This is a genomic window from Rhodococcus sp. 05-339-2 (assembly GCF_002258965.1).
Lineage (GTDB): Bacteria > Actinomycetota > Actinomycetes > Mycobacteriales > Mycobacteriaceae > Rhodococcoides.
Map to the genome: position 1 here is coordinate 770,870 of NZ_NOYW01000016.1, position 18,133 is coordinate 789,002.

General features: G+C 64.9%; 17 protein-coding genes. 11 read left to right on the forward strand and 6 right to left on the reverse strand.

The window, feature by feature from the left end; all coding sequences use genetic code 11:
- Positions 1-81: 81 nt before the first annotated feature.
- Both CH273_RS17385 and CH273_RS17390 read right to left on the reverse strand, forming a co-directional pair.
- Positions 82-486, reverse strand: a complete 405-nt coding sequence (locus CH273_RS17385) for a hypothetical protein (protein WP_032396780.1) — start codon at positions 484-486, stop codon at positions 82-84.
- A complete protein-coding gene (locus tag CH273_RS17390) occupies positions 479-859 on the reverse strand; it encodes a hypothetical protein (protein WP_032396779.1) in 381 nt (126 codons plus the stop codon). The genes CH273_RS17385 and CH273_RS17390 overlap by 8 nt, the downstream gene beginning before the upstream one ends.
- A 271-nt stretch (positions 860-1,130) precedes the next feature.
- Between CH273_RS17390 and CH273_RS17395 the strand changes: the two genes are divergently transcribed.
- The 8 genes from CH273_RS17395 to CH273_RS17430 are packed head-to-tail and all read left to right on the forward strand — an operon-like array spanning position 1,131 to position 8,509.
- On the forward strand, positions 1,131-1,655 hold the full coding sequence (locus tag CH273_RS17395) for an MSMEG_0572/Sll0783 family nitrogen starvation response protein (RefSeq protein ID WP_027495238.1): 525 nt from the start codon (positions 1,131-1,133) through the stop codon (positions 1,653-1,655).
- A gap of 9 nt (positions 1,656-1,664) precedes the next feature.
- The gene (locus CH273_RS17400; protein WP_032396778.1) at positions 1,665-2,720 is read left to right on the forward strand and encodes an MSMEG_0568 family radical SAM protein; all 1,056 of its coding nucleotides are present in this window, start codon (positions 1,665-1,667) and stop codon (positions 2,718-2,720) included.
- A 1-nt stretch (position 2,721) separates the two neighbouring features.
- Positions 2,722-4,137, forward strand: coding sequence for an MSMEG_0567/sll0787 family protein (locus tag CH273_RS17405; protein WP_032397281.1), 1,416 nt, complete (start codon positions 2,722-2,724; stop codon positions 4,135-4,137).
- Positions 4,134-5,027, forward strand: a complete 894-nt coding sequence (locus CH273_RS17410) for a carbon-nitrogen hydrolase family protein (RefSeq protein ID WP_032396777.1) — start codon at positions 4,134-4,136, stop codon at positions 5,025-5,027. Before CH273_RS17405 ends, CH273_RS17410 begins: the two co-directional genes overlap by 4 nt.
- The gene (locus CH273_RS17415) at positions 5,020-5,310 is read left to right on the forward strand and encodes an MSMEG_0570 family nitrogen starvation response protein (RefSeq protein ID WP_032396776.1); all 291 of its coding nucleotides are present in this window, start codon (positions 5,020-5,022) and stop codon (positions 5,308-5,310) included. The genes CH273_RS17410 and CH273_RS17415 overlap by 8 nt, the downstream gene beginning before the upstream one ends.
- 8 nt (positions 5,311-5,318) lie before the next feature.
- Positions 5,319-6,593, forward strand: coding sequence for an MSMEG_0569 family flavin-dependent oxidoreductase (locus CH273_RS17420; protein ID WP_032397280.1), 1,275 nt, complete (start codon positions 5,319-5,321; stop codon positions 6,591-6,593).
- A gap of 6 nt (positions 6,594-6,599) precedes the next feature.
- On the forward strand, positions 6,600-7,451 hold the full coding sequence (locus CH273_RS17425; RefSeq protein WP_032396775.1) for a carbon-nitrogen hydrolase family protein: 852 nt from the start codon (positions 6,600-6,602) through the stop codon (positions 7,449-7,451).
- Positions 7,448-8,509, forward strand: coding sequence for an MSMEG_0565 family glycosyltransferase (locus CH273_RS17430; protein WP_032396774.1), 1,062 nt, complete (start codon positions 7,448-7,450; stop codon positions 8,507-8,509). The genes CH273_RS17425 and CH273_RS17430 overlap by 4 nt, the downstream gene beginning before the upstream one ends.
- Here the strand turns inward: CH273_RS17430 and CH273_RS17435 are convergent.
- The 3 genes from CH273_RS17435 to CH273_RS17445 are packed head-to-tail and all read right to left on the reverse strand — an operon-like array spanning position 8,491 to position 13,236.
- Entirely contained in the window at positions 8,491-9,522 is a 1,032-nt protein-coding gene (locus CH273_RS17435) for an adenylate/guanylate cyclase domain-containing protein (protein ID WP_032396773.1), read from the reverse strand. The two genes, CH273_RS17430 and CH273_RS17435, sit on opposite strands and share 19 nt — an antisense overlap.
- Positions 9,515-10,942 (reverse strand): HAD-IB family hydrolase, encoded by a 1,428-nt coding sequence (locus tag CH273_RS17440; protein ID WP_032396772.1) that lies wholly within the window; start codon positions 10,940-10,942, stop codon positions 9,515-9,517. The genes CH273_RS17435 and CH273_RS17440 overlap by 8 nt, the downstream gene beginning before the upstream one ends.
- Positions 10,939-13,236: a glycerol-3-phosphate 1-O-acyltransferase gene (locus CH273_RS17445; RefSeq protein WP_032396771.1), complete on the reverse strand. Its 2,298-nt coding sequence runs from the start codon at positions 13,234-13,236 to the stop codon at positions 10,939-10,941. The genes CH273_RS17440 and CH273_RS17445 overlap by 4 nt, the downstream gene beginning before the upstream one ends.
- Before the next feature lie 400 nt (positions 13,237-13,636).
- On the opposite strand from CH273_RS17445, the gene CH273_RS17450 reads away from it, so the two are divergent.
- Together CH273_RS17450 and CH273_RS17455 are read left to right on the forward strand one after the other, a co-directional pair.
- Positions 13,637-14,350 carry a DUF6319 family protein gene (locus CH273_RS17450; protein ID WP_032396770.1) on the forward strand — a complete coding sequence of 238 codons (714 nt, stop codon included), beginning with the start codon at positions 13,637-13,639 and terminating at the stop codon, positions 14,348-14,350.
- Positions 14,351-14,416: 66 nt separating this feature from the next.
- Positions 14,417-15,073 (forward strand): chymotrypsin family serine protease, encoded by a 657-nt coding sequence (locus CH273_RS17455; RefSeq protein ID WP_032396769.1) that lies wholly within the window; start codon positions 14,417-14,419, stop codon positions 15,071-15,073.
- Positions 15,074-15,158: 85 nt separating this feature from the next.
- On the opposite strand, the gene CH273_RS17460 is transcribed toward CH273_RS17455, so the two are convergent.
- Positions 15,159-15,830, reverse strand: a complete 672-nt coding sequence (locus CH273_RS17460) for a TetR/AcrR family transcriptional regulator (protein ID WP_052049897.1) — start codon at positions 15,828-15,830, stop codon at positions 15,159-15,161.
- A gap of 138 nt (positions 15,831-15,968) precedes the next feature.
- Between CH273_RS17460 and CH273_RS17465 the strand changes: the two genes are divergently transcribed.
- A complete protein-coding gene (locus CH273_RS17465; RefSeq protein WP_032396768.1) occupies positions 15,969-18,101 on the forward strand; it encodes an MFS transporter in 2,133 nt (710 codons plus the stop codon).
- Positions 18,102-18,133: the final 32 nt, after the last annotated feature.

Below are 18,133 nucleotides of genomic sequence, written 5' to 3' on the forward strand. Positions count from 1 at the left end.
GCGCTTCACTGTTGGAAGTTCTCCGGAGCGGCCTACGTATTCACGACGGTCGAGACTTTCCGTGTGTCCGGTGACGGACCCCTAGAGCTGTCGGGTCTTTCGCAACCACCACAGTCCCGCGATGGGGAGCACCACCGGGATGAAGACGTATCCGGATCCGAAGTGCGACCACACCGTCGGCTCCGGGAAGTCCTGGGGCTGAATGTAGCTGAGCGTGCCGATGCCGATGACTCCGACGAGTTCGATGATGCAGGAGACCGTCACCACTCGTCGAGACGCTTCTGTTGCTCGGGCCAGTCCTACCGTGGCGACGATGTAGACCACAGCAGCGAACGCCGAGAGCAGGTACGCCACCGGTGCGTCGTCGAATCGCGTGGTGAGTTGCACGATCGAGCGTGATGTCGCGGCGACGGCGAACACGGCGTAGACGGCGATGAGGAAGCGCCCGAATCCGGTGCGCGTCGCTTGCTGGAGGTTGTCAGGCATATCCGGCCCAAATCTGGCTCAGGCGCAGCACCATGGCCGCGAGGGTGAGGACGGCAACGAGGAGTACGGCAGTGCCGCCGCGGGAGCGGTCGCCCAGAGACCACCACGTGCCGAGGGGGAGAAGGAACAGCAGCCCGACGAGGTAGGACCCGAATGTCAGCCGGTGTATCTCGCGGTCCGAGGTGAACATCATGACGAACCCGATGACGGCCTGCAGCGCGACGACGGCCTCGGTGGCCGCGATGGTCCAGAACAGTGCGCGATCGGACTTGTTCTTCAGCAGAACCGGTCGGTTCGTGACGAGCTTCGCGAGCACCCAGACACCGACGACCAGGGACAACGCATACAACAAGCCGGTGACGGCGCCGATCATCGAGTTCCTCGTCCAGTTCGTGGTGGATGGGTGATGCAGCTCCACACTATCCGCGTAACGCCACGTCAACACTGTGAGGCCCTCGAAACACGGCGTTGTTCCGGGTGTGACCAATCGGAAATGGATGGGGCTTGTACTTGTTCCACGGCCGCAGAGGATCCGCTCTCTCGCCGGACATGACCTCTCTTCCTCAGGTGGCCATCGGTGTCCACCGCATCTCGAGTAGTTGCCCACTGCATTCAGCCAGTTCCGCGAACCTCAGGAGACACCAGTGTCAGATCTCGACCAGTCCATCGCCGAGAACATCAAGAAGTCCCTCGAAGAGATTCCGCACCCTTCACTTCCCAAGGGCAGCAACATCTACGGCTCCACCAAGATCTTCCCCGATTACAAGGCCGAGAACGGCGAGAGCTACTTCACGCTGGTGCACGGCATCGCGCACGAGTCCTCGGTGTCGTTCGTCGCGGTACTCCAGGCGACCCGCGCTCTGCGCAAGGGCTTCGAGTCGGCCATGTACTTCTACGGTCCCGGTGCCATCAATTGCCTTGCCACTCGCGGCTTTCCCACCACCGGTGACTCCGGGTTCCCGGGCGAGCAGAACATCAACGATTCGCTCGCGACATTCATCGCCGAGGGTGGCACCGTGTTCTGCTGCCGCTTCGGACTGGCCCTGCACGGCGGTCGCGAAGAGGACCTCATCGAGGGCGTCATCCCGGCCCACCCCCTGGACGTGCAGGACGCGCTGATCCACTACGCGCGCAAGGGTGCCATCATCAACTCGACCTACATGGTCTAGGAGCGCACCGTGTCGGTCAGTACGCGTGTAGATCTGGCGTTGCTCGGTATCCGAGGATCCACGCCGGTCTCGAGAACGGCAGGCGCCGGGCCGAGCGACGACGGGCATGTCACGATCGATGGCCTCGGCGCAGCCATCCCGCGCAATCCGCTCAGTCCGTACGTCCTCGAAGAGGGTCGAGTGCTGTTCGACGGCAACGACATCGGGCTCGACGTGCAGGCTGTCGACCGTCCGAAGTTCTACGACCTGGAAACCGCCGACGGTATCGCCTACGAGAAGATCGCGAAGCTGCACGGCACCAGCGTTCTCGCGACCACCGTGGTGCAGACCTGCATCCGCTACGACGCCGATCAACGCTGCCGCTTCTGTTCCATCGAAGCCTCGCTCGACGCCGGCGACACGATCGCCGTCAAGACCCCGGCGCAGCTCGCTGAGGTGGCCGAGGCTGCGGTGCGGCTCGATGGCGTCACGCAGATGGTCATGACGACGGGCACCTCGGCCGCCAAGGACCGCGGTGCCCGTCACCTGGCTCGATGCGTGCGAGCCCTCAAGGCTGTGGTTCCGCAGCTGCCGATCCAGGTGCAGTGCGAACCTCCCGGCGACCTTGCGACTATTCAGGATCTGTACGACGCCGGTGCCGAATCCATCGGCATCCACGTCGAATCCCTCGACGACGACGTTCGACGCCGGTGGATGCCGGGCAAGGCGTCGGTCTCGATGGACGAGTACCGCGCTGCGTGGAGAGAAGCGGTTCGTGTCTTCGGACGCAACCAGGTCTCGACGTACATTCTGGTGGGGCTCGGCGAGGATCCGGACGAATTGGTGGCCGGGGCAGCGGAACTCATCGACATGGGTGTCTACCCCTTCGTCGTTCCGTTCCGTCCGCTCGCCGGAACGTTGGCGGTGGACGTGGACCGAGCGAGTGCCCCCGACCGGGACGTCCTCGAAAACATCACCCGACGCGTCGCCAAGGAACTCCAGGCCGCGGCGATGCTCGGATCCGATCAGAAGGCAGGCTGCGCGGCATGCGGTGCGTGCAGCGTTCTGCAGAACGCGGGAGGCTGACATGTTCGGTGTCGTAGAAGCGGGCGATCTTGCCGGATTGTCCGGTACTGCAACCACTGTCGTCGAGCCGAGGTTCATCATCCAACCGTGCGAAAGCGCAGCGCAGTTGGACGCCTATCGTGCCCTCAGGAGAGCGACCTTCGTTGCCGAGCAGGGCCTGTTCGCCGGCACCGATCACGACGACGTCGACGACGATCCCCGCGCAGTCGTTCTGGTCGCCACCGATCGGGACGGTACGGTGCTCGGCGGAGTGCGGCTGGCACCCTGTACCGCAACGGATCTGGGGTGGTGGTCCGGGAGTCGCCTCGTGGTCTCCGCCGCGGCGCGTACGTCCGGCGTCGGGCCCGCCCTGGTTCGGGCAGCCTGCGCCCATGCGGAGAGTCGAGGCGTACTTCGCTTCGACGCGACGGTGCAGAAGCGCAACGAGCAACTGTTCACCCGCCTCGGGTGGATTCGCCGCGGCGACGTCGAGGTGGCCAACACACCGCACGTTGCGATGTACTGGCCGATCGACCGCATCGAACGACTCGTCTCGTCGACCAAGGCAATGCTGGCCGGGGTGCTCGCACCTCTGAAGGCGCAGCCACTCGGGCTCGGAGCCAGAGGTTTTCGCGGCGACGACGGCGTTCCGGTACCAGGTAGCGACATGATCGCCGCGTGCGATGCCATCATCCCTTCCATGGTCGATCGTGATCCGGAGTGGGCCGGCTGGTGCGCGGCGCTGGTCAATCTGAACGACCTGTCGGCGATGGGTGCGCGCGCTGTCGGAATGCTCGATTCCGTCGGAGCCCCCACCCAGAGTCGGCTGACCCGCATCATCCGGGGTCTCGCCAATGCCTCTGCGGCATGGCAGGTTCCGGTGCTCGGCGGCCACACTCAGGCCGGGGTGCCGTCATCGCTGTCGGTCACCGCACTCGGGCGGACCTCTCGACCGGTGCGTGCCGGCGGCGGAAGCGTCGGCGATCGGTTGACGCTCACCGCAGACGTCGAGGGCGAGTGGAGGCGCGGATACCATGGGCAGCAATGGGATTCGTCTTCACGCCGGAACTCCGACGAATTGACGGAAATGGCGTCGTTCGTTGCCCGCACCGCACCCAAGGCCGCCAAGGACGTCTCGATGGCGGGCCTGGCCGGCACCACCGGAATGCTCGCCGAGGCGAGCGGAACCGGTGCCGTACTCGACATCGCCTCGATACCGAAGCCCGACGCAGCGTCGATGGGTGAATGGATCACGTGTTTTCCAGGGTTCGCGATGATCACCGCGGACCGTCCCGGTGCACCCACTGCACCGTCTGGACCTGCCCTGTCCGCAGTCTGCGGAGAGCTCACCGACATTCCGGGCGTCGCGCTGCGATGGCCCGACGGAATCACCACTCGCGCGGTCACGTCCACCGTGACCGGATTGGGAGAAGCATGACCACCCACCCGAAGCCCGTCACCATTTCTGTCGCCGCAGCCGAGTTCGGTCGCGACATGGAACAGGGTTACGCCACCATCGCCGCCCTGCTCGAGGAATCACGCAACCGCGGCAGCCAACTGCTCGTCCTACCCGAGGCCTGCCTCGGCGGCTACCTGCCGAGCCTCGGTGGCGGCGACGAGACCGAGGAATCGCGACAGCGTCGACTGAAAGCACTTCCCCCGGCCCTCGAACTCGACGGACCCGAGATCAGGCGGGTCATCGACATGGCGGGCGACACCGTCATCACGTTCGGCTTCTGCGAGAAGGACGGCGATACCCGCTACAACGCCGCCGTGACGGTCGACGGCAGCGGCATTCTGGGTTCGTACCGCAAGGTGCATCAGCCGCTGGGTGAAAACCTCTGCTACGACGCGGGAGACAGCTACTCCGCCTTCGACACTCCGATCGGCCGCATGGGCATGCAGATCTGCTACGACAAGGGATTCCCCGAGGCAGCACGGGAACTCGCGCTCGATGGTGCCGAGATCGTCGCGTCCATCTCCGCCTGGCCGACGGCCCGCACCGCGACCGTCGAGAACATGGAAGAGGACCGGTGGAAACAGCGGTTCGACATCTACGACCGAGCCCGCGCTCTCGAGAACCAGATCGTCTGGGTCGCAGCCAATCAGGCAGGCACCTTCGGATCGCTTCGATTCGTCTGCAGCGCGAAGATCGTCGGACCCGGCGGAGAGATCCTCGCCGGAACGGGCGTCGAACGGGGCTTGGCCACGGCCACCGTCGACGTCGCCGCACTCATCGGCGCGGCACGTGGCGGCGGCATGTACAACCTTCGTGATCGCCGCCCGTCCGTGTATCGGACCATCACGAAGGAGCCGATCCATGCCTGAGATGTCGTTCCTCGTCCGATGGCCCGATGGTCGCGAACAGTCCTGCTATTCACCGTCTCTGGTGATGCACGACTATCTGACACCCGGGCAGGAGTACCCGGTGGCGGAGTTCGTACAGCGGACGTCGGAGGCGTTGACGATCGCCAGCGATCGAGTTCTCGCCAAGTTCGGCATGCGGTGCACCTCGGCCGCGCAGCAGATGGAAGAGATCCACGGTGTCAGTACCTCGTACGAGGCCGGTGCCGTTCGCGTACTGAGTATGTCGGGAGCTGAACTGCTGTGACCGGAGACATCGTCGAGCATCACCGAGTGATCGTCGTCGGCGGCGGACAGGCCGGCCTGTCGATCAGCTGGCATCTGACGCAGCGTGGCATCGAACACCTCGTGTTGGAGCGCGACACGATCGCGCACGAGTGGAAGGACTCGCGCTGGGACAACTTCACTCTCGTCACGCCGAACTGGCAGTGCGCACTCCCTGGATACTCCTACGACGGTGACGATCCCGACGGGTTCATGCAGCGCGACGAGGTGTACGCCTTCGTGCGCCGTTACGCCGAGAGCTTCGATGCGCCTGTACGAGAACATGTTTCTGTCGACCGAGCTCTGCAGGGCCTGGATGGCGGCTTCGACCTGCAGACGTCCGACGGCCCCATGCATGCCGACCAGATCGTCGTTGCCGTCGGTGGCTATCACATCCCCACCATCCCGCGGTTCGCCGAGAAGCTACCGCGTGACATCGTCCAGATCCACTCGTCCGATTACCGAGGATCCCATCAGTTCCCGGACGGCGACGTGCTGGTGGTCGGCACCGGACAGTCCGGTGCTCAGATCGCCGAGGACCTGCACCTCGACGGCCGACGTGTTCACCTGGTGGCCGGAACCGCTCCCCGCGTCGCACGCTTCTATCGGGGCCGCGACTGTGTCGCCTGGTTGCACGACATGGGGGTCTACGATGTCTCCATCGAAGATCAACCCGGTGGCGTCGGCAAACGCGAGAACACCAACCACTACGTCACCGGTCGTGACGGTGGTCGAGACATCGACCTGCGCGCATTCGCTGCCGAGGGGATGCAGCTCTACGGCCGATTGCTCGGCGTCGAGGACGGTGTTCTGCAGTTCGCACCCACCCTGGAGGCATCTCTCGATGCCGCGGATCGGGTGGCCGAAAGCATCAAGGACAACATAGACGCCTACATCGAGCGCGAGGGAATCAGCGCCCCCACCGAGGATCGCTACGTGCCGGTGTGGCGGCCGGAGACCGAGACCACCGAACTCGACCTCGCCGCCACCGAGATCAAGGCCGTCGTCTGGTCGGTCGGCTTTCGCACCGACTACCGGTGGCTGAAGGTCGGTACCTTCGACGGTGAGGGGCACCCGACGCACAACCGGGGCGTCACTTCGGTGCCGGGCCTGTACTTCCTCGGCCTGCCGTGGCAGCACACCTGGGGTTCGGGACGCTTCGCCTCGGTGGCCCGGGACGCGCAGTTCCTCGCCGACCAGATCGGTCTCGAGATCAGTGCAGCACAGTCTCGAAGCTCAGTGCAGCCGCAGAGCCAGATGGTCTGAGTCCCGTTGGCTCCTATCAAGATCGGCGCGCTGGCAGCACATTTCGGGAGAGATGTCGACCGGGCCGTACTGAAGATCACCACGATCATCTCCAGTGCGGCTCGAGAAGGCATCGATCTCCTGGTGCTGCCCGACGCGTCCCTCGGGGGCTACATCAACAGCCTGAGCAATCCGGATCCCGCGGAACTGCCGCCCACCCTCGATCCCGACGGTCCGGAATTGGCCGCCATCATCGCCGCGGCCGGAGACATGACGATCTGCATCGGGTACACCGAGCTGTCGAAAGGGTTGCGGTACAACGCTGCCGCCTGTCTGACGGGAGACGGCATTCTGGGTAGTCACCGCAAGGTGCATCAGCCGCTCGGGGAGTCGCTCGCCTACGCGGCCGGTGACCACTTCGAGGCCTTCGATACCCCGGTGGGGCGGATGGGGATGCTGATCGACTACGACAAGACGTTCCCGGAGTCGGCGCGGACGTTGGCGCTCGACGGAGCGAGAATCATTGCGGCGCTGTCGGCGTGGCCCGCCAGCGTCACAGATCGGGCGTCCTCGCTGCCGAACGATCGACAGTCCCGACTGTTCGATCTGTACGACGCAGCCCGAGCGGCCGAGAACCAGGTGGTGCTGGTCTCGTCCAATCAGACCGGGGTGATGGGGTCCCTCCGCTTTCTGGGTCAGGCGAAGATCGTCGGTCCCGGTGGTGACGTACTGGCGCGGACCTGGTCCAAGGGCGGGCTCGCGGTGCACGAGATCGATGTCGACGCCGAGGTCGACCGAGCCCGCCGGGGACTGCATCACCTGGCGGAACGCCGGGTGGATGCCTATCCGAATCTGTTGCAGGAGAAGCCGGGCCAGTGAAGATCAGCCTGTTGACGTACTCGTCCAAGCCGCGCGGCGGAGTGGTGCACACGCTGGCGTTGGCGGAGGCACTGGCGCGCGCCGGTCAGGACGTCTCGGTGTGGTCTCTCGGTCGCGGTGGAGACAGCACGTTCTTCCGTGCCGTCGACCCCGCAGTCGACATCAGAATGGTCCCGTTCGAGCACCGGGACGAAGAGAACGTCGGAGAACGAATTCTGCGGTCGATAGATGTTCTGCGGCAGGCGTTCACACCGGACGAGTACGACATCGTCCACGCGCAGGACTGCATTTCCGCCAATGCCGTCGGCCGCTGCATCAGGACCATCCATCACCTGGACGAGTTCACCACGCCCGAGCTGGCCGCATGCCACGAACGCGCGATCACTGCGCCGTATGCGCGTATCTGTGTGTCGGCGGCAGTGGCGAGCGATGTTCGCCGCGGATGGGGATTCGAGCCTACGGTCATACCCAACGGCGTCGACGCCGAGAGGTTCACTGCGGCTGCGGAATCGGGTCGATCGCACTGGCGCGAGAAGCTCGGCCGCTACGTGCTCGCAGTCGGGGGTATAGAACCACGCAAGGGCAGTCTCGATCTGCTCGACGCCTTCGCCCGGCTTGCTGCGCACGATCTGCGCCTGGTCTTCGCCGGCGGCGAGACGCTGTTCGACTACCGCGACTACCGTTCCGAGTTCGACCGGCGCGCAGCAGAACTCGGTATCGAGCCGGTGATACTCGGTACCGTCGACGACGACGAGTTGCCGCACCTCGTGGCGCAGGCCGCTGTGCTGCCGTTCTTCTCCACCAAGGAGGGTTTCGGGCTGGCGGCCATGGAGGCTCTCGCGGCGTCGACTCCCGTGGTCGCGCGAGATCTGCCGGTCCTGCGGGAAGTGTTCGGGGACAGTGTTACCTACGCGTCCACGGCAGCGACCATGGCGGCCGAACTGGAATTTGCGCTCGCGACCCCGCAGGACCCGTCACCCGGTCTGACGCTGGCGCGCAGCCTGACGTGGGACGAGGCCGCGCGTCGACACCTCGAGTTCTATTCCTCGCTGCGCTGACCGTTGCGCTTGTTGCGCCTGAGTCCGTGGGGCTTGAGCTTGTGGAACCCCTTGACCCGTAGTGAGCGAATCGATTTGAGGTAGAACTCGGAATCGTGACGCAGCTCTTCGGTCATGACTGTGTCGACGAGAGTCGTTCCGGGATTGGCCGAACTGGTCAGGCGCGCAGCGATGTTGACCACCGAGCCGTACAGGTCGCCGTAGCGGGCGAGAACCGGTCCCCAGGCCAACCCGACGCGCAGGTCCGGCATGTCTTCCTGCTCGGCGAACGCGTCCTGAAGGTCGAGGGCGATGTGCGCTGCGTCCTCGGGCGTCTGTGCGCTGAACATCACTTCGTCGCCGACGTTCTTGATCACCGAACCACGTCCGCGCGCAATGATATTGGTGGCGAGCGACTCGAACTCCTCGAGCAGTGTCGTCAGTTCGCCGATGTCGAGTCGACGCGTCAGGCTGGTGTAGCCGACCATGTCCGCGAAGCCGACGGCCATGACGGGGCTGTCGGTGGCGTCGTCGGGAGCGGCGATGGACCGTCCCGCTGCTGCGGCCAGATGCCGACGCCAGGTGTAACCCTGGAGCGCTTCGAGGGTGGGCACAGTCTCGGCCGCGATGTCCCTGGCGTTGCGCCGGATGGCGTCGATGTCGTTCTTGTCCTCGTCGTTACTTGTGATGCGCTCGAGGATGTGAGAGTTCACCACGCCCACTTGCCATTCGGCGAGCCTGGACATCGACTGGCCGAGGGTGCGCGCAATCGCGACCTCCATCTCGGGCTTGATGACCTTCTGTTCGGTGAGTCCGGTGATCAGCTTCAGTGCCTCGAGGTCTGCGTCGGTGTAGACGACGGCCTCGGTGTCGGTGTGGATGGGAAAGCCCATGCCGATCCACAGTGCGATGACCCGCTCGAGCGGCAGCCCCGACTTGCTGACGATGTCGGAACGGTTGTACTTCGGCGTGCCCCCCAGGAGATTGCGTTCGATCTCCGCTTGCACCACCGAGTTGATCTGGTTCTCAGGCATATCCCAACGTTCTGTCGAAATAGGATCGGACATCGTCGACGTACGAGTCGATCTTCTCGGGTTCCCAGTCCGTGGTGGGAATGGGCTCGCCGACGGTGACCTTGACGGTACCGGAATGGACGGTGAAATCCTTTTTCCACATCACGTCGCCCGCATTGTGGATGACGATCGGAACGATGGGCACTCCGGCCTGCATCGCCAGGTGAAATCCGCCCTTCTTGAATCGGCCGAGACGCGACGTCGGCATCCGCGTCCCCTCGGGCGCGATGGCGACCGAGATGCCACTGTGCAGCTTCTCGATGGCCGGGCGCATCGCCTCGCGGGCCTGAGCGGGATCGCCGCGGTCGACGTAGGCGACGTCGAAGATCCTGCCCAGCAATGCGAATCGTGGGTCGCGTTCGAGTTCTCGCTTGGCGACCGCGGTGATGTCGCGTCGGAGAATGGAGGTGACGATGATCGAGTCGGCGGTGCTCTGGTGGTTGAACATGAAGACCGCGGGGCGTGCCGACCACGCGTTCTCGGTACCGGTCACGTCGAGCTTGACGCCGGCGATGGTCAACGCGATGTCCGGCGCGATGGTGCTGGTGATGTTCGCTCCGTTGCGGCGACTGCGCGTCAGCAGTCCCAGTCCCAGTCCGATCGATGCGCTGGCCAGCACCGAACCGAGAGCGGCGGTGCTGCGTACGGCCGAGGTGAGGTCGGTGCCGCGTTTGGGGCTCTCCAGCGTCAGCGACGGCCATTTCTTCTTTGCCGCGTACCGCTGTAGTTCCGGGTCCGGATTGAGTGCGACGGGTCGCCCGACGGCCTCGAGCAGCGGCACGTCCTCGCCGCCGTTGGAGTAGGCGAAGCAGCCGGCCAGTGCGATGCCCTCCCGCTCGGCGTAGTCGATCGCGGCCTGTGCCTTGCGTGGGCCCCACAACGAATCGCCGACCAGTTCGCCGGTGAGTATCCCGTCGGTGACCACGGGAGTGGTGCAGAGCAGAGTCTCGAACATCATGTCCTGCTGCACGGGCAGAGCCTGGTACGGCGTGGCCGAGGTGGCCATCACCAGTCGGTGCCCGGCATGGCGATGAGCTTCGACGAGCGCGCGGGCCTGTGGGTAGATCATCGGCGCGATCTCGTTGCGGAACAGCGTGTACGCCTGCTCCATCAGGTCTTCTTCCCGACGGCCTTCGAGGCCGCGGACTGCCTTGCCCATCAGGTTGTCGACCGGGGAGTTACGCATCCGCATCTCGACGACGGCGCTCGATATCTCCCACAGTTCCTTGACCGTCACGTCCAGGGTCTTGAGTCGTTCGAGAAACACTGCGCGGGCCGAGAACCCGTTGATCAGAGTGCCGTCGAGATCGAAGAATGCCACGGTGTCTCGGCCGGGTGGAGCGGCGGCGATCGCGATGAGTCGATCGTCGAATTCGGTCATGAATTGTTCTCCTCGGGGGCCGAGATCGGATCCACCTCGCGCAGCATGCGGTGCGCCATGTCGCGGATCGTGCGCACCTTGCGTGCCCACTCGTCGATCTCGAGTGCAAATGCCCTGCGGCGGCGGGCGATACCGTCTGCGCTCGAATCGACCAGGTCGCGATTCTCCGCCAATTGCAGTGCCGTGTCGAACAATTCGCCGGAGATCGACTCGCTGTGATCGAGCTGCTGACGAAGCCGTCTGGCCTGAGCAGCGCCGAGGCATTCGGTGATGAACTTCGGCTTGTCGAACTCACCGCTCTGGGGCAGCAACATCAGCTGATCGGCAACCACCTGGTAGGCCTCGAAGATCGGCTGCAACACGCGGTGCGCCAGATGCAGATCCTGCGACTGAAGTTGTCGCGCAGCGTAATCGGGGTCGCTGATGTGGGTACGCCAGTCCGGATCGATGAGATCGACCTCGGATTCGAGCCGTTCGCCGAAGTCCTTCTTGTCGCCGAAAAAGAACTCGAACTTGAGCAGATCGCGCAACTGCAGTGCCGACTGCCACAGAGATTCCTGGGTCAACGGCGTCGAATCGCCGCTGGTCGGGAGCACCACCAACTCGCCGATGGCGCGCATGACGAAGAAGTGGATGGCGTTGTTGCGGAAGAACGCTGCCACCAGGTGCTTGTCCTGGGCCAGGTAGAACAGCGGCTCGGGGCCGTCGTCGAAACGCTTGACGACGTTGGCGTTGACCTGTGCGATGACGGCCGAGCGCACGACATCGACGTCGGCGATGTCCACGCCGCCCGCGGTGGGCAGGTTGCGGCGTTTGATGTAACGCGCGAGCGGGGCGATGATCGCCCACATCTCGTTGACGTTGAGAGCGCGATCCTCGATGCCGAGCAGGGCCATGGTGACCAACGCCGCCGGCGTCACCGGAGTCGCGTCGTTGATCGCGTGGGAGACGCCGAGCGCTATCTTCTGCACCGCCACCCGCTTGTCGGGATTGTCGGCGACGATCGACGCCACCGACATCGGCTCGCCGAAGTTCAGGTACACGTTGCCGCGCAACGTGCCCTGCGCCCGGATGTAGCCGATGGCCATGCGAATGCCCTCGGCCTGCTTCTTCGCTCCGTGCGACTCCTCGGCCATCGCACCGACCTCGTGGAGGCGGTCGTAGGTGATCGACGTCGGAACCAGGTAGACGTCCTCGGCATCGCTGGTCTCGAGTGCGTCGACCAGATAGGTCAACAACCCGAACCGCGGCGGGCGGAGCTTTCCGGTGCGGCTGCGGCCGCCTTCGATGTACCACTCGAGGTTGAACCGCTTGCTCAGCAGGAAGCTCATGTACTGGCGCAGCGTCCACTTGTAGATCGCGTCCGAGAACTTCCGCTGGATGAGCACCACGCCACTGCGTTTGGCGATCGGACCCAGCGGCCAGAAGCCGACGTTGATGCCGCCCATGACGTGGTTGAGCGGCAGACCTTCGGCCAGCAGCGCCGGACGCAGCACGAGCGGGTCGAGATAGGAACGGTGGTTGGGAAGGAACACCAACGGATAGTTCTTGTTGAGCTCGCGCACCTTCTTCAGTTGATCGCGGTCCACGTCCACCTTGTACGCCCGCGAGAAGTACGCCCCGAGGGTTCCCCACATCTCGACTGCACGACGGGTCTCGGTTGCCACCATCTCGCCCAGGATGTCCTGGACGCGCTTGTCGACGGCCTCGCGATCCTGGCCGACCTCTTCCGCGAGCTCGGTGATCCCGTCGCGGAACTTCTTCTGCTCCGTCATGTCCTCGACGACGAAGCGCGGGATCTTGTACTCGGAGCCGATGACGCCGCGCTCGGCCTTGTCCAATGCCAGACTGGCCTGACGCAGAATGAACGACGACAGGGACGTGCCGCCACCGCGTTCGAACCGCTCTCGTAGATCACTGAGTGTCGCGGGTTCCCCGACCAGCACCGCGGAGTGGTCGGGGTCGTCGCCTGCCACCCATCGCTGCCATACCTGGGTGGGCTTGGACCGACCACGGGGCGCGAAGATGCGGTGCAGAATGCCGTTCTTGCGATCGGACAACGTGACCCGCAGCGGGATGAGCAGCGGATCGTCGGCGTACCCGCGAACACTGTCCGACAGTGACGTTCTCGCCTCACCCGAGAGCACAACCGAGGGCGGACGGGGCTCGCCGTCCGGTGTGGTGGCGTCGATCCACTGATTCAGAGCCTGCACCTCGAGGGTGGATTTGGCGTCGAGCAAATACACGTGCGGACCGTCGCTGAGCGACTGTTCGTCCGCGTCGAGGTGGTACATCGAGACTCCTGTTCCGCACCTCCGCAAGAAGGCACGCCGCCAGGCTACGCGGCAGAAACCGCGCGCGAGGGTGGTTCGGCGAGGGTGGTTCCCGGACGCCGATCTCCCCGAGAGTCGGGCAGCTACCGGCCGGTACTCGGTGAGGGTCGACGACACCTGGAGTGGGCTCGGGCGGCGCGCGCGACGGCTGTCGTATAGGGTCGGAGTCATCGACCTTCTCGGTCACCCTCAATCTAAGTGTTAATCCAAGTAACAGTTACTTGTGGTTACAGTTACTTGGATTAACAGACAAATTGCCTCTCGATGCGTCGATCCGACGCGCTCTGCGCTGCCCGGCCGCATCTCACCTGCATCTGTGCGACAGTATTCGCAAACACTTTCGAGAAAGGTCGGTAGTCGAATGCCACCCCGTGGGCGCGCCGTGAACGATTCGTTGACCCCCGAGAATCTGACGACACTGGCGGCGGCGCTGGCCGAGGGGCGTCGTGCCACCGTCTATCTCCGTGAACCGAACCCGAGCCTCGGGCTGCCCGACGGCACCTCGGCGAAGGTCGTGTCGATCGACGGCAACACGGTCACGATCAGCCCGAAGGGCGTCAACGACGAATTGCCCTACGAAGCCGAGGAACTGCGCATCACCCGCAACGCGGCAACTCCGCCTGCGCCGGCCAAGCGCGTACCTGCCAAGAAGACCTCGGCGGCTCCGCCGGTGAGAAAAGCCGAGCCGCAACCCGCGCCCGCGGCGGTAGCGCCCAAGGCAGAACCGGTACAGCCCAAGGCGGTGGAACAACCGAAGACTGCGTCACCGCAGAGTTCTTCTTCCCGTCGAGTCAAGAAGGCACCGGGCGGAATCAGCGTCACCATTCATGCCGGGGCCGACAACGATTGGTCGGTCACGGTGACCCAGGGTGCGAAGCGGCCCACCAAAGCGCAACCGGTGAGCCCGGAGTCGGTGAGCCGCGCTGTTCGAGAGTTGGGCGATCCCACGGCACGCGACGCAGTCGAGGCAGTCATCTCCCACGCGCGCGAAGAGGCCGCACGGCGCGTTGCAGAACTGAGCCGGCAACTCGAAGAGGCGCGCACGACGCTTGCCGCCCTCGAGCAGGACGTATGAACGACTCACTCGTGTTCGTACACCTGTTGTTGCTAGGGTTCTGCCGACACCGCTGAGAGGGAGTACATGTTCAAGAAATTCATGCTCGTCGTCGTGGGGGCGGCTGCAATCGTAGCCAGCGTCGGCGTGGGGACCGCATCCGCGGCCGCTCCAGCTGCTCTCGGCGGCGGCTCGGGAATCATCGTCGGAGGCCAGGCCGAGTGCACGCTGACGACGATCGGAAACGACCGCAACGGAAACCTGGTCGGCTTCACTGCCGGCCACTGCGGCCAGGCGGGTGCCTCCATCGTTCCCGAATACGACACCTCCCTCGGCGAGGTCGGCCGCATCGCGTTCTCGAACCCGGAATACGACTACGCCCTCATCGAATTCCAGCGGGACAAGGTCGCACCGATCAACCGCGTCGGCAATGTGACCATCTCTCAGGTCGGCCCGCCGACGGCGTTCCCGAACATCGTCTGCAAGGAAGGCCGTACCACCGGCAACACCTGCGGACTCGCGTACGGCGACATTCTGCAGTCGCAGGAGACCTGGGCTCAGCTGTGCGTCGTCGAAGGTGACTCGGGCAGCCCGGTCGTCGTCGGCAACACCCTCGTCGGCATGGTCAACGCCTACCTCGGCGTGGCGTGCTTCGGACCCGAGGTCGGCACCAACTTCGACGCGATCCTTCGCAACGTCGATCAGGGCAACGGACTCGGCGCAGGGTTCGTCCCGGCTCCCTAGCTCCACCTGGTTTCGACCGAAGGCCCCGCTCGCGCGATGTGTTGCGCGAACGGGGCCTTCGCCGTTCGCGGGGTAGGTGAGGCTCTCAGCGGGCGCGGGCCGACGAGTCTGACGACCGAATGTCGGCGACGATGCGTTCGGCGTCGTCCGGCGCGATTCCCAGCAGTACCAGGCTCGACGTCGTCGTCGCTCCCGCCGGGTCGCCGATCGCACCGGCGTTGGTGGCATCGAGGATCGACAGTGCGATCGCCTCGATGTTGAGGATCAGTACTTCTGCGGCGAGATACGAGGAGAACACACCCTCGCGTTGGCCGCGCCGGATGACGGCGGCGGCCGATTCTCGCATCGGTCCGAGGAGATCGTGAATACTGTTGTGTCCCAGATCTGTTCGCGCAACAGCGAGTAAGAGTCGGTACTGATCGCCGACGCGTGTCAGAGCGAGTGTCTGCCGGACGAACACCGTGACGGCCGATTCGTCCGCGGCGGGAACCCGGCCGAGTGCGGCCGAGATGCTGTCCGCTGCCTCGAGGGCGATACCGTCGATCAGAGCTTCGCGAGAGGCGAAGTGGGCGTAGACGGTTCGCCGGACTACTCCTGCAGCAGCGGCGACATCGTTGATGGTCGCATCGGGATTGTCCGCCAGGACCCCTTGCGCAACGTGCAGAATTCGCGCTCGGTTGGACCGGGCGTCACGGCGCTGCACGGGCGGCGCTGCTGCGTCCCGTGCAATCGAACTCGACTCCGTCGTCTTGCGCACAGGACAACATCTAGCACGATCGCGGGCGGCCAGTGTGGCTGCCGCCACAAAAGATTGCCGATCCTAGCCGATGCTTCCTAAGCTGCACAGCACTGTGCAAGGTGTGTCTCGCACTTTGCCAACGGGGGGGAACACACGATGACACTGCTTGCGATGACGCCTGTCCAAGACATGCACAAGCCGTACCCGCGACGCTGGTCGGCGCTGGTGGTGCTGTGCCTGAGCCTGCTGATCGTGGTCATGGCCAACACGTCACTGCTGGTCGCCGCACCGGCGATGACACTCGACCTGAGCCTGACGAGCAGCGACCTGCAGTGGGTGATCGACGGCTACACCGTCCCCTACGCGTCGTTGATGTTGCTGTGCGGCGTGATCGGAGATCGCTACAGCCGCCGTGGCGCTCTGATCATCGGTCTCATCATCTTCGTCGCCGGTTCGGTGGCCGGGGCGCTCACCGATGCCACCCTCGGGGTGATCCTGGCCCGCATCGTCATGGGTGTGGCCGCTGCCATCGTCATGCCCGCCACACTGTCGTTGCTGGTGGCGACCTTCCCGAAACGGGAGCGCGCCACCGCGGTCACCGTGTGGGCGGCCACCTCGGGACTCGCGATCGCGGCAGGGCCGCTGTTGGCGGGCTGGCTTCTCGAGAGCTACACCTGGCATTCGACGTTCCTGATCAATGTTCCGATCGCGTTGGCCGCCATCGTCGGAGCCGTCGTACTGGTCCCGCCGTCACGGGCCGTCGACCCGGGTGCGATCGACTGGATCGGTGGTCTGCTGTCGGTGCTGGCCGTGTCGACCATCGTGTACGCCATCATCGAGGGGATGCACTTCGGCTGGACGGTCGGGCCGTTGTACTTCGCGCTCGTCGGGCTGCTGTCGGTCCTGGGCTTCGTGGGATGGGAACTGCGCCATCCCAATCCGTTGCTCGACGTCCGAATGTTCTCGTCCCGCGTCCTCAGCGGAGCCACCCTGGCGGTGCTGATCTTCTTCCTCGTCACCTTCGGTGCCATCTACTTCGTCGCGCAATACCTCCAGTTCGCTCTCGGTTTCGGTCCGGTGTCCACCGGCATTCACCTCCTGCCGTTGGCCGGGGCAGTCTTCGTCGGATCCGGAATCACGATGTGGCTCACGCCGAAACTGGGACCCCGCATCACCGTCACCGCAGGCATGGTCGTGGGAACGCTGTCGGTCGTCTCGCTCATCGGGATCGACGCGACGGCGACGTACTCCGACTTCCTTCCCGTACTGACGCTGCTCGGTCTCGCAATCGGCCTGTCCGTCTCGCCCTGCACCGACTCCATCATGGGCGAGTTCCCGGACAGCAAGCTCGGGGTCGGCGGCGGCCTCAACGACACCGCCCTCGAACTCGGCGGATCGCTGGGGATCGCTGTGCTCGGATCGGTGCTCGCCGCGTCCTACCGTCAGGGAATCGAAGGGTTTCTGCAGACCTTCCCCGGCAAGCAACCGAACGGACAGTACACCGGGCAGGCGGCGGAAGGGCTTGCTGCGTCTCAGGATTCGCTGGCCGGTGCGGTGATCGTCTCCGACGTCATCCGCGACCAGAATGCATTCCTCAGCGGGTTCGCCGACAATCTCGAAGCCAATGCCGTTGCGGCGTTCGGTGACGCAGTGGTGCACACGAGTGTCGTTGCCGCCGTGATGTTCGGTGTCGGCACCGTGATCGTGGCGCTGCTCATCCCGGCCAAGACTGCGACGGCGTCGTCGGAGAAGATCGCGTTCGAGCCGATCGTTCCCTTCGTCGCACCGCCGGCCAAGGATCCGGCAGCAGATCGAGAGGTCGCCGAGCTCGAACAACTCCTCGAGCGGCCGTCGGCCGAGCCCCAGAAATCCGGTGCACGACACGCATTGCGAATCGCCGAGGAGACCGCACCGCCGGCTACGCGCATCGTGGCCGAGCCGGCTCTGGTGGACGCCGAGCTCGAGCGTCCCAGCATCTATCAGCTGGCCTCGAAGGTGTACGAACTCGACGCCTCCGTCGCCCGGCAGGCCACGGTGGACAGCAAGTCCGGTGACCGCGTGACGATCCACCAGCTCGCCCTGTCCAACCTGGCGCGCACCCGACGCGTCGAGGCCGAGGAAGCTCTCGACGCTGCGCTCGAACTGAGCGACCTTCCGGTTGCACCCGCACCGGAGCCGGTCGAACCGACCTCGCCGCTGCAGACCTTCTACCAACGGGCCAGCAGACAACAAGCGAACTGCACCGCATTCAAGGAACGCTCGAGCTCCATGTGGGCAATGCCGCTGTAGCTCTTCACTGTCCGCCCGCCCGCCCCATTCGC

What these genes read in the sequence shown, in the direction of transcription:
- CH273_RS17385 (WP_032396780.1), bottom strand. Translation starts at nt 486, where the DNA reads ATGCCTGACAACCTCCAGCAAGCGACGCGCACCGGATTCGGGCGCTTC.
- CH273_RS17390 (WP_032396779.1), bottom strand. Translation starts at nt 859, where the DNA reads ATGATCGGCGCCGTCACCGGCTTGTTGTATGCGTTGTCCCTGGTCGTC.
- CH273_RS17405 (WP_032397281.1), top strand. Translation starts at nt 2,722, where the DNA reads ATGTTCGGTGTCGTAGAAGCGGGCGATCTTGCCGGATTGTCCGGTACT.
- CH273_RS17410 (WP_032396777.1), top strand. Translation starts at nt 4,134, where the DNA reads ATGACCACCCACCCGAAGCCCGTCACCATTTCTGTCGCCGCAGCCGAG.
- CH273_RS17415 (WP_032396776.1), top strand. Translation starts at nt 5,020, where the DNA reads ATGCCTGAGATGTCGTTCCTCGTCCGATGGCCCGATGGTCGCGAACAG.
- CH273_RS17435 (WP_032396773.1), bottom strand. Translation starts at nt 9,522, where the DNA reads ATGCCTGAGAACCAGATCAACTCGGTGGTGCAAGCGGAGATCGAACGC.
- CH273_RS17440 (WP_032396772.1), bottom strand. Translation starts at nt 10,942, where the DNA reads ATGACCGAATTCGACGATCGACTCATCGCGATCGCCGCCGCTCCACCC.
- CH273_RS17445 (WP_032396771.1), bottom strand. Translation starts at nt 13,236, where the DNA reads ATGTACCACCTCGACGCGGACGAACAGTCGCTCAGCGACGGTCCGCAC.
- CH273_RS17450 (WP_032396770.1), top strand. Translation starts at nt 13,637, where the DNA reads ATGCCACCCCGTGGGCGCGCCGTGAACGATTCGTTGACCCCCGAGAAT.
- CH273_RS17455 (WP_032396769.1), top strand. Translation starts at nt 14,417, where the DNA reads ATGTTCAAGAAATTCATGCTCGTCGTCGTGGGGGCGGCTGCAATCGTA.
- CH273_RS17465 (WP_032396768.1), top strand. Translation starts at nt 15,969, where the DNA reads ATGACACTGCTTGCGATGACGCCTGTCCAAGACATGCACAAGCCGTAC.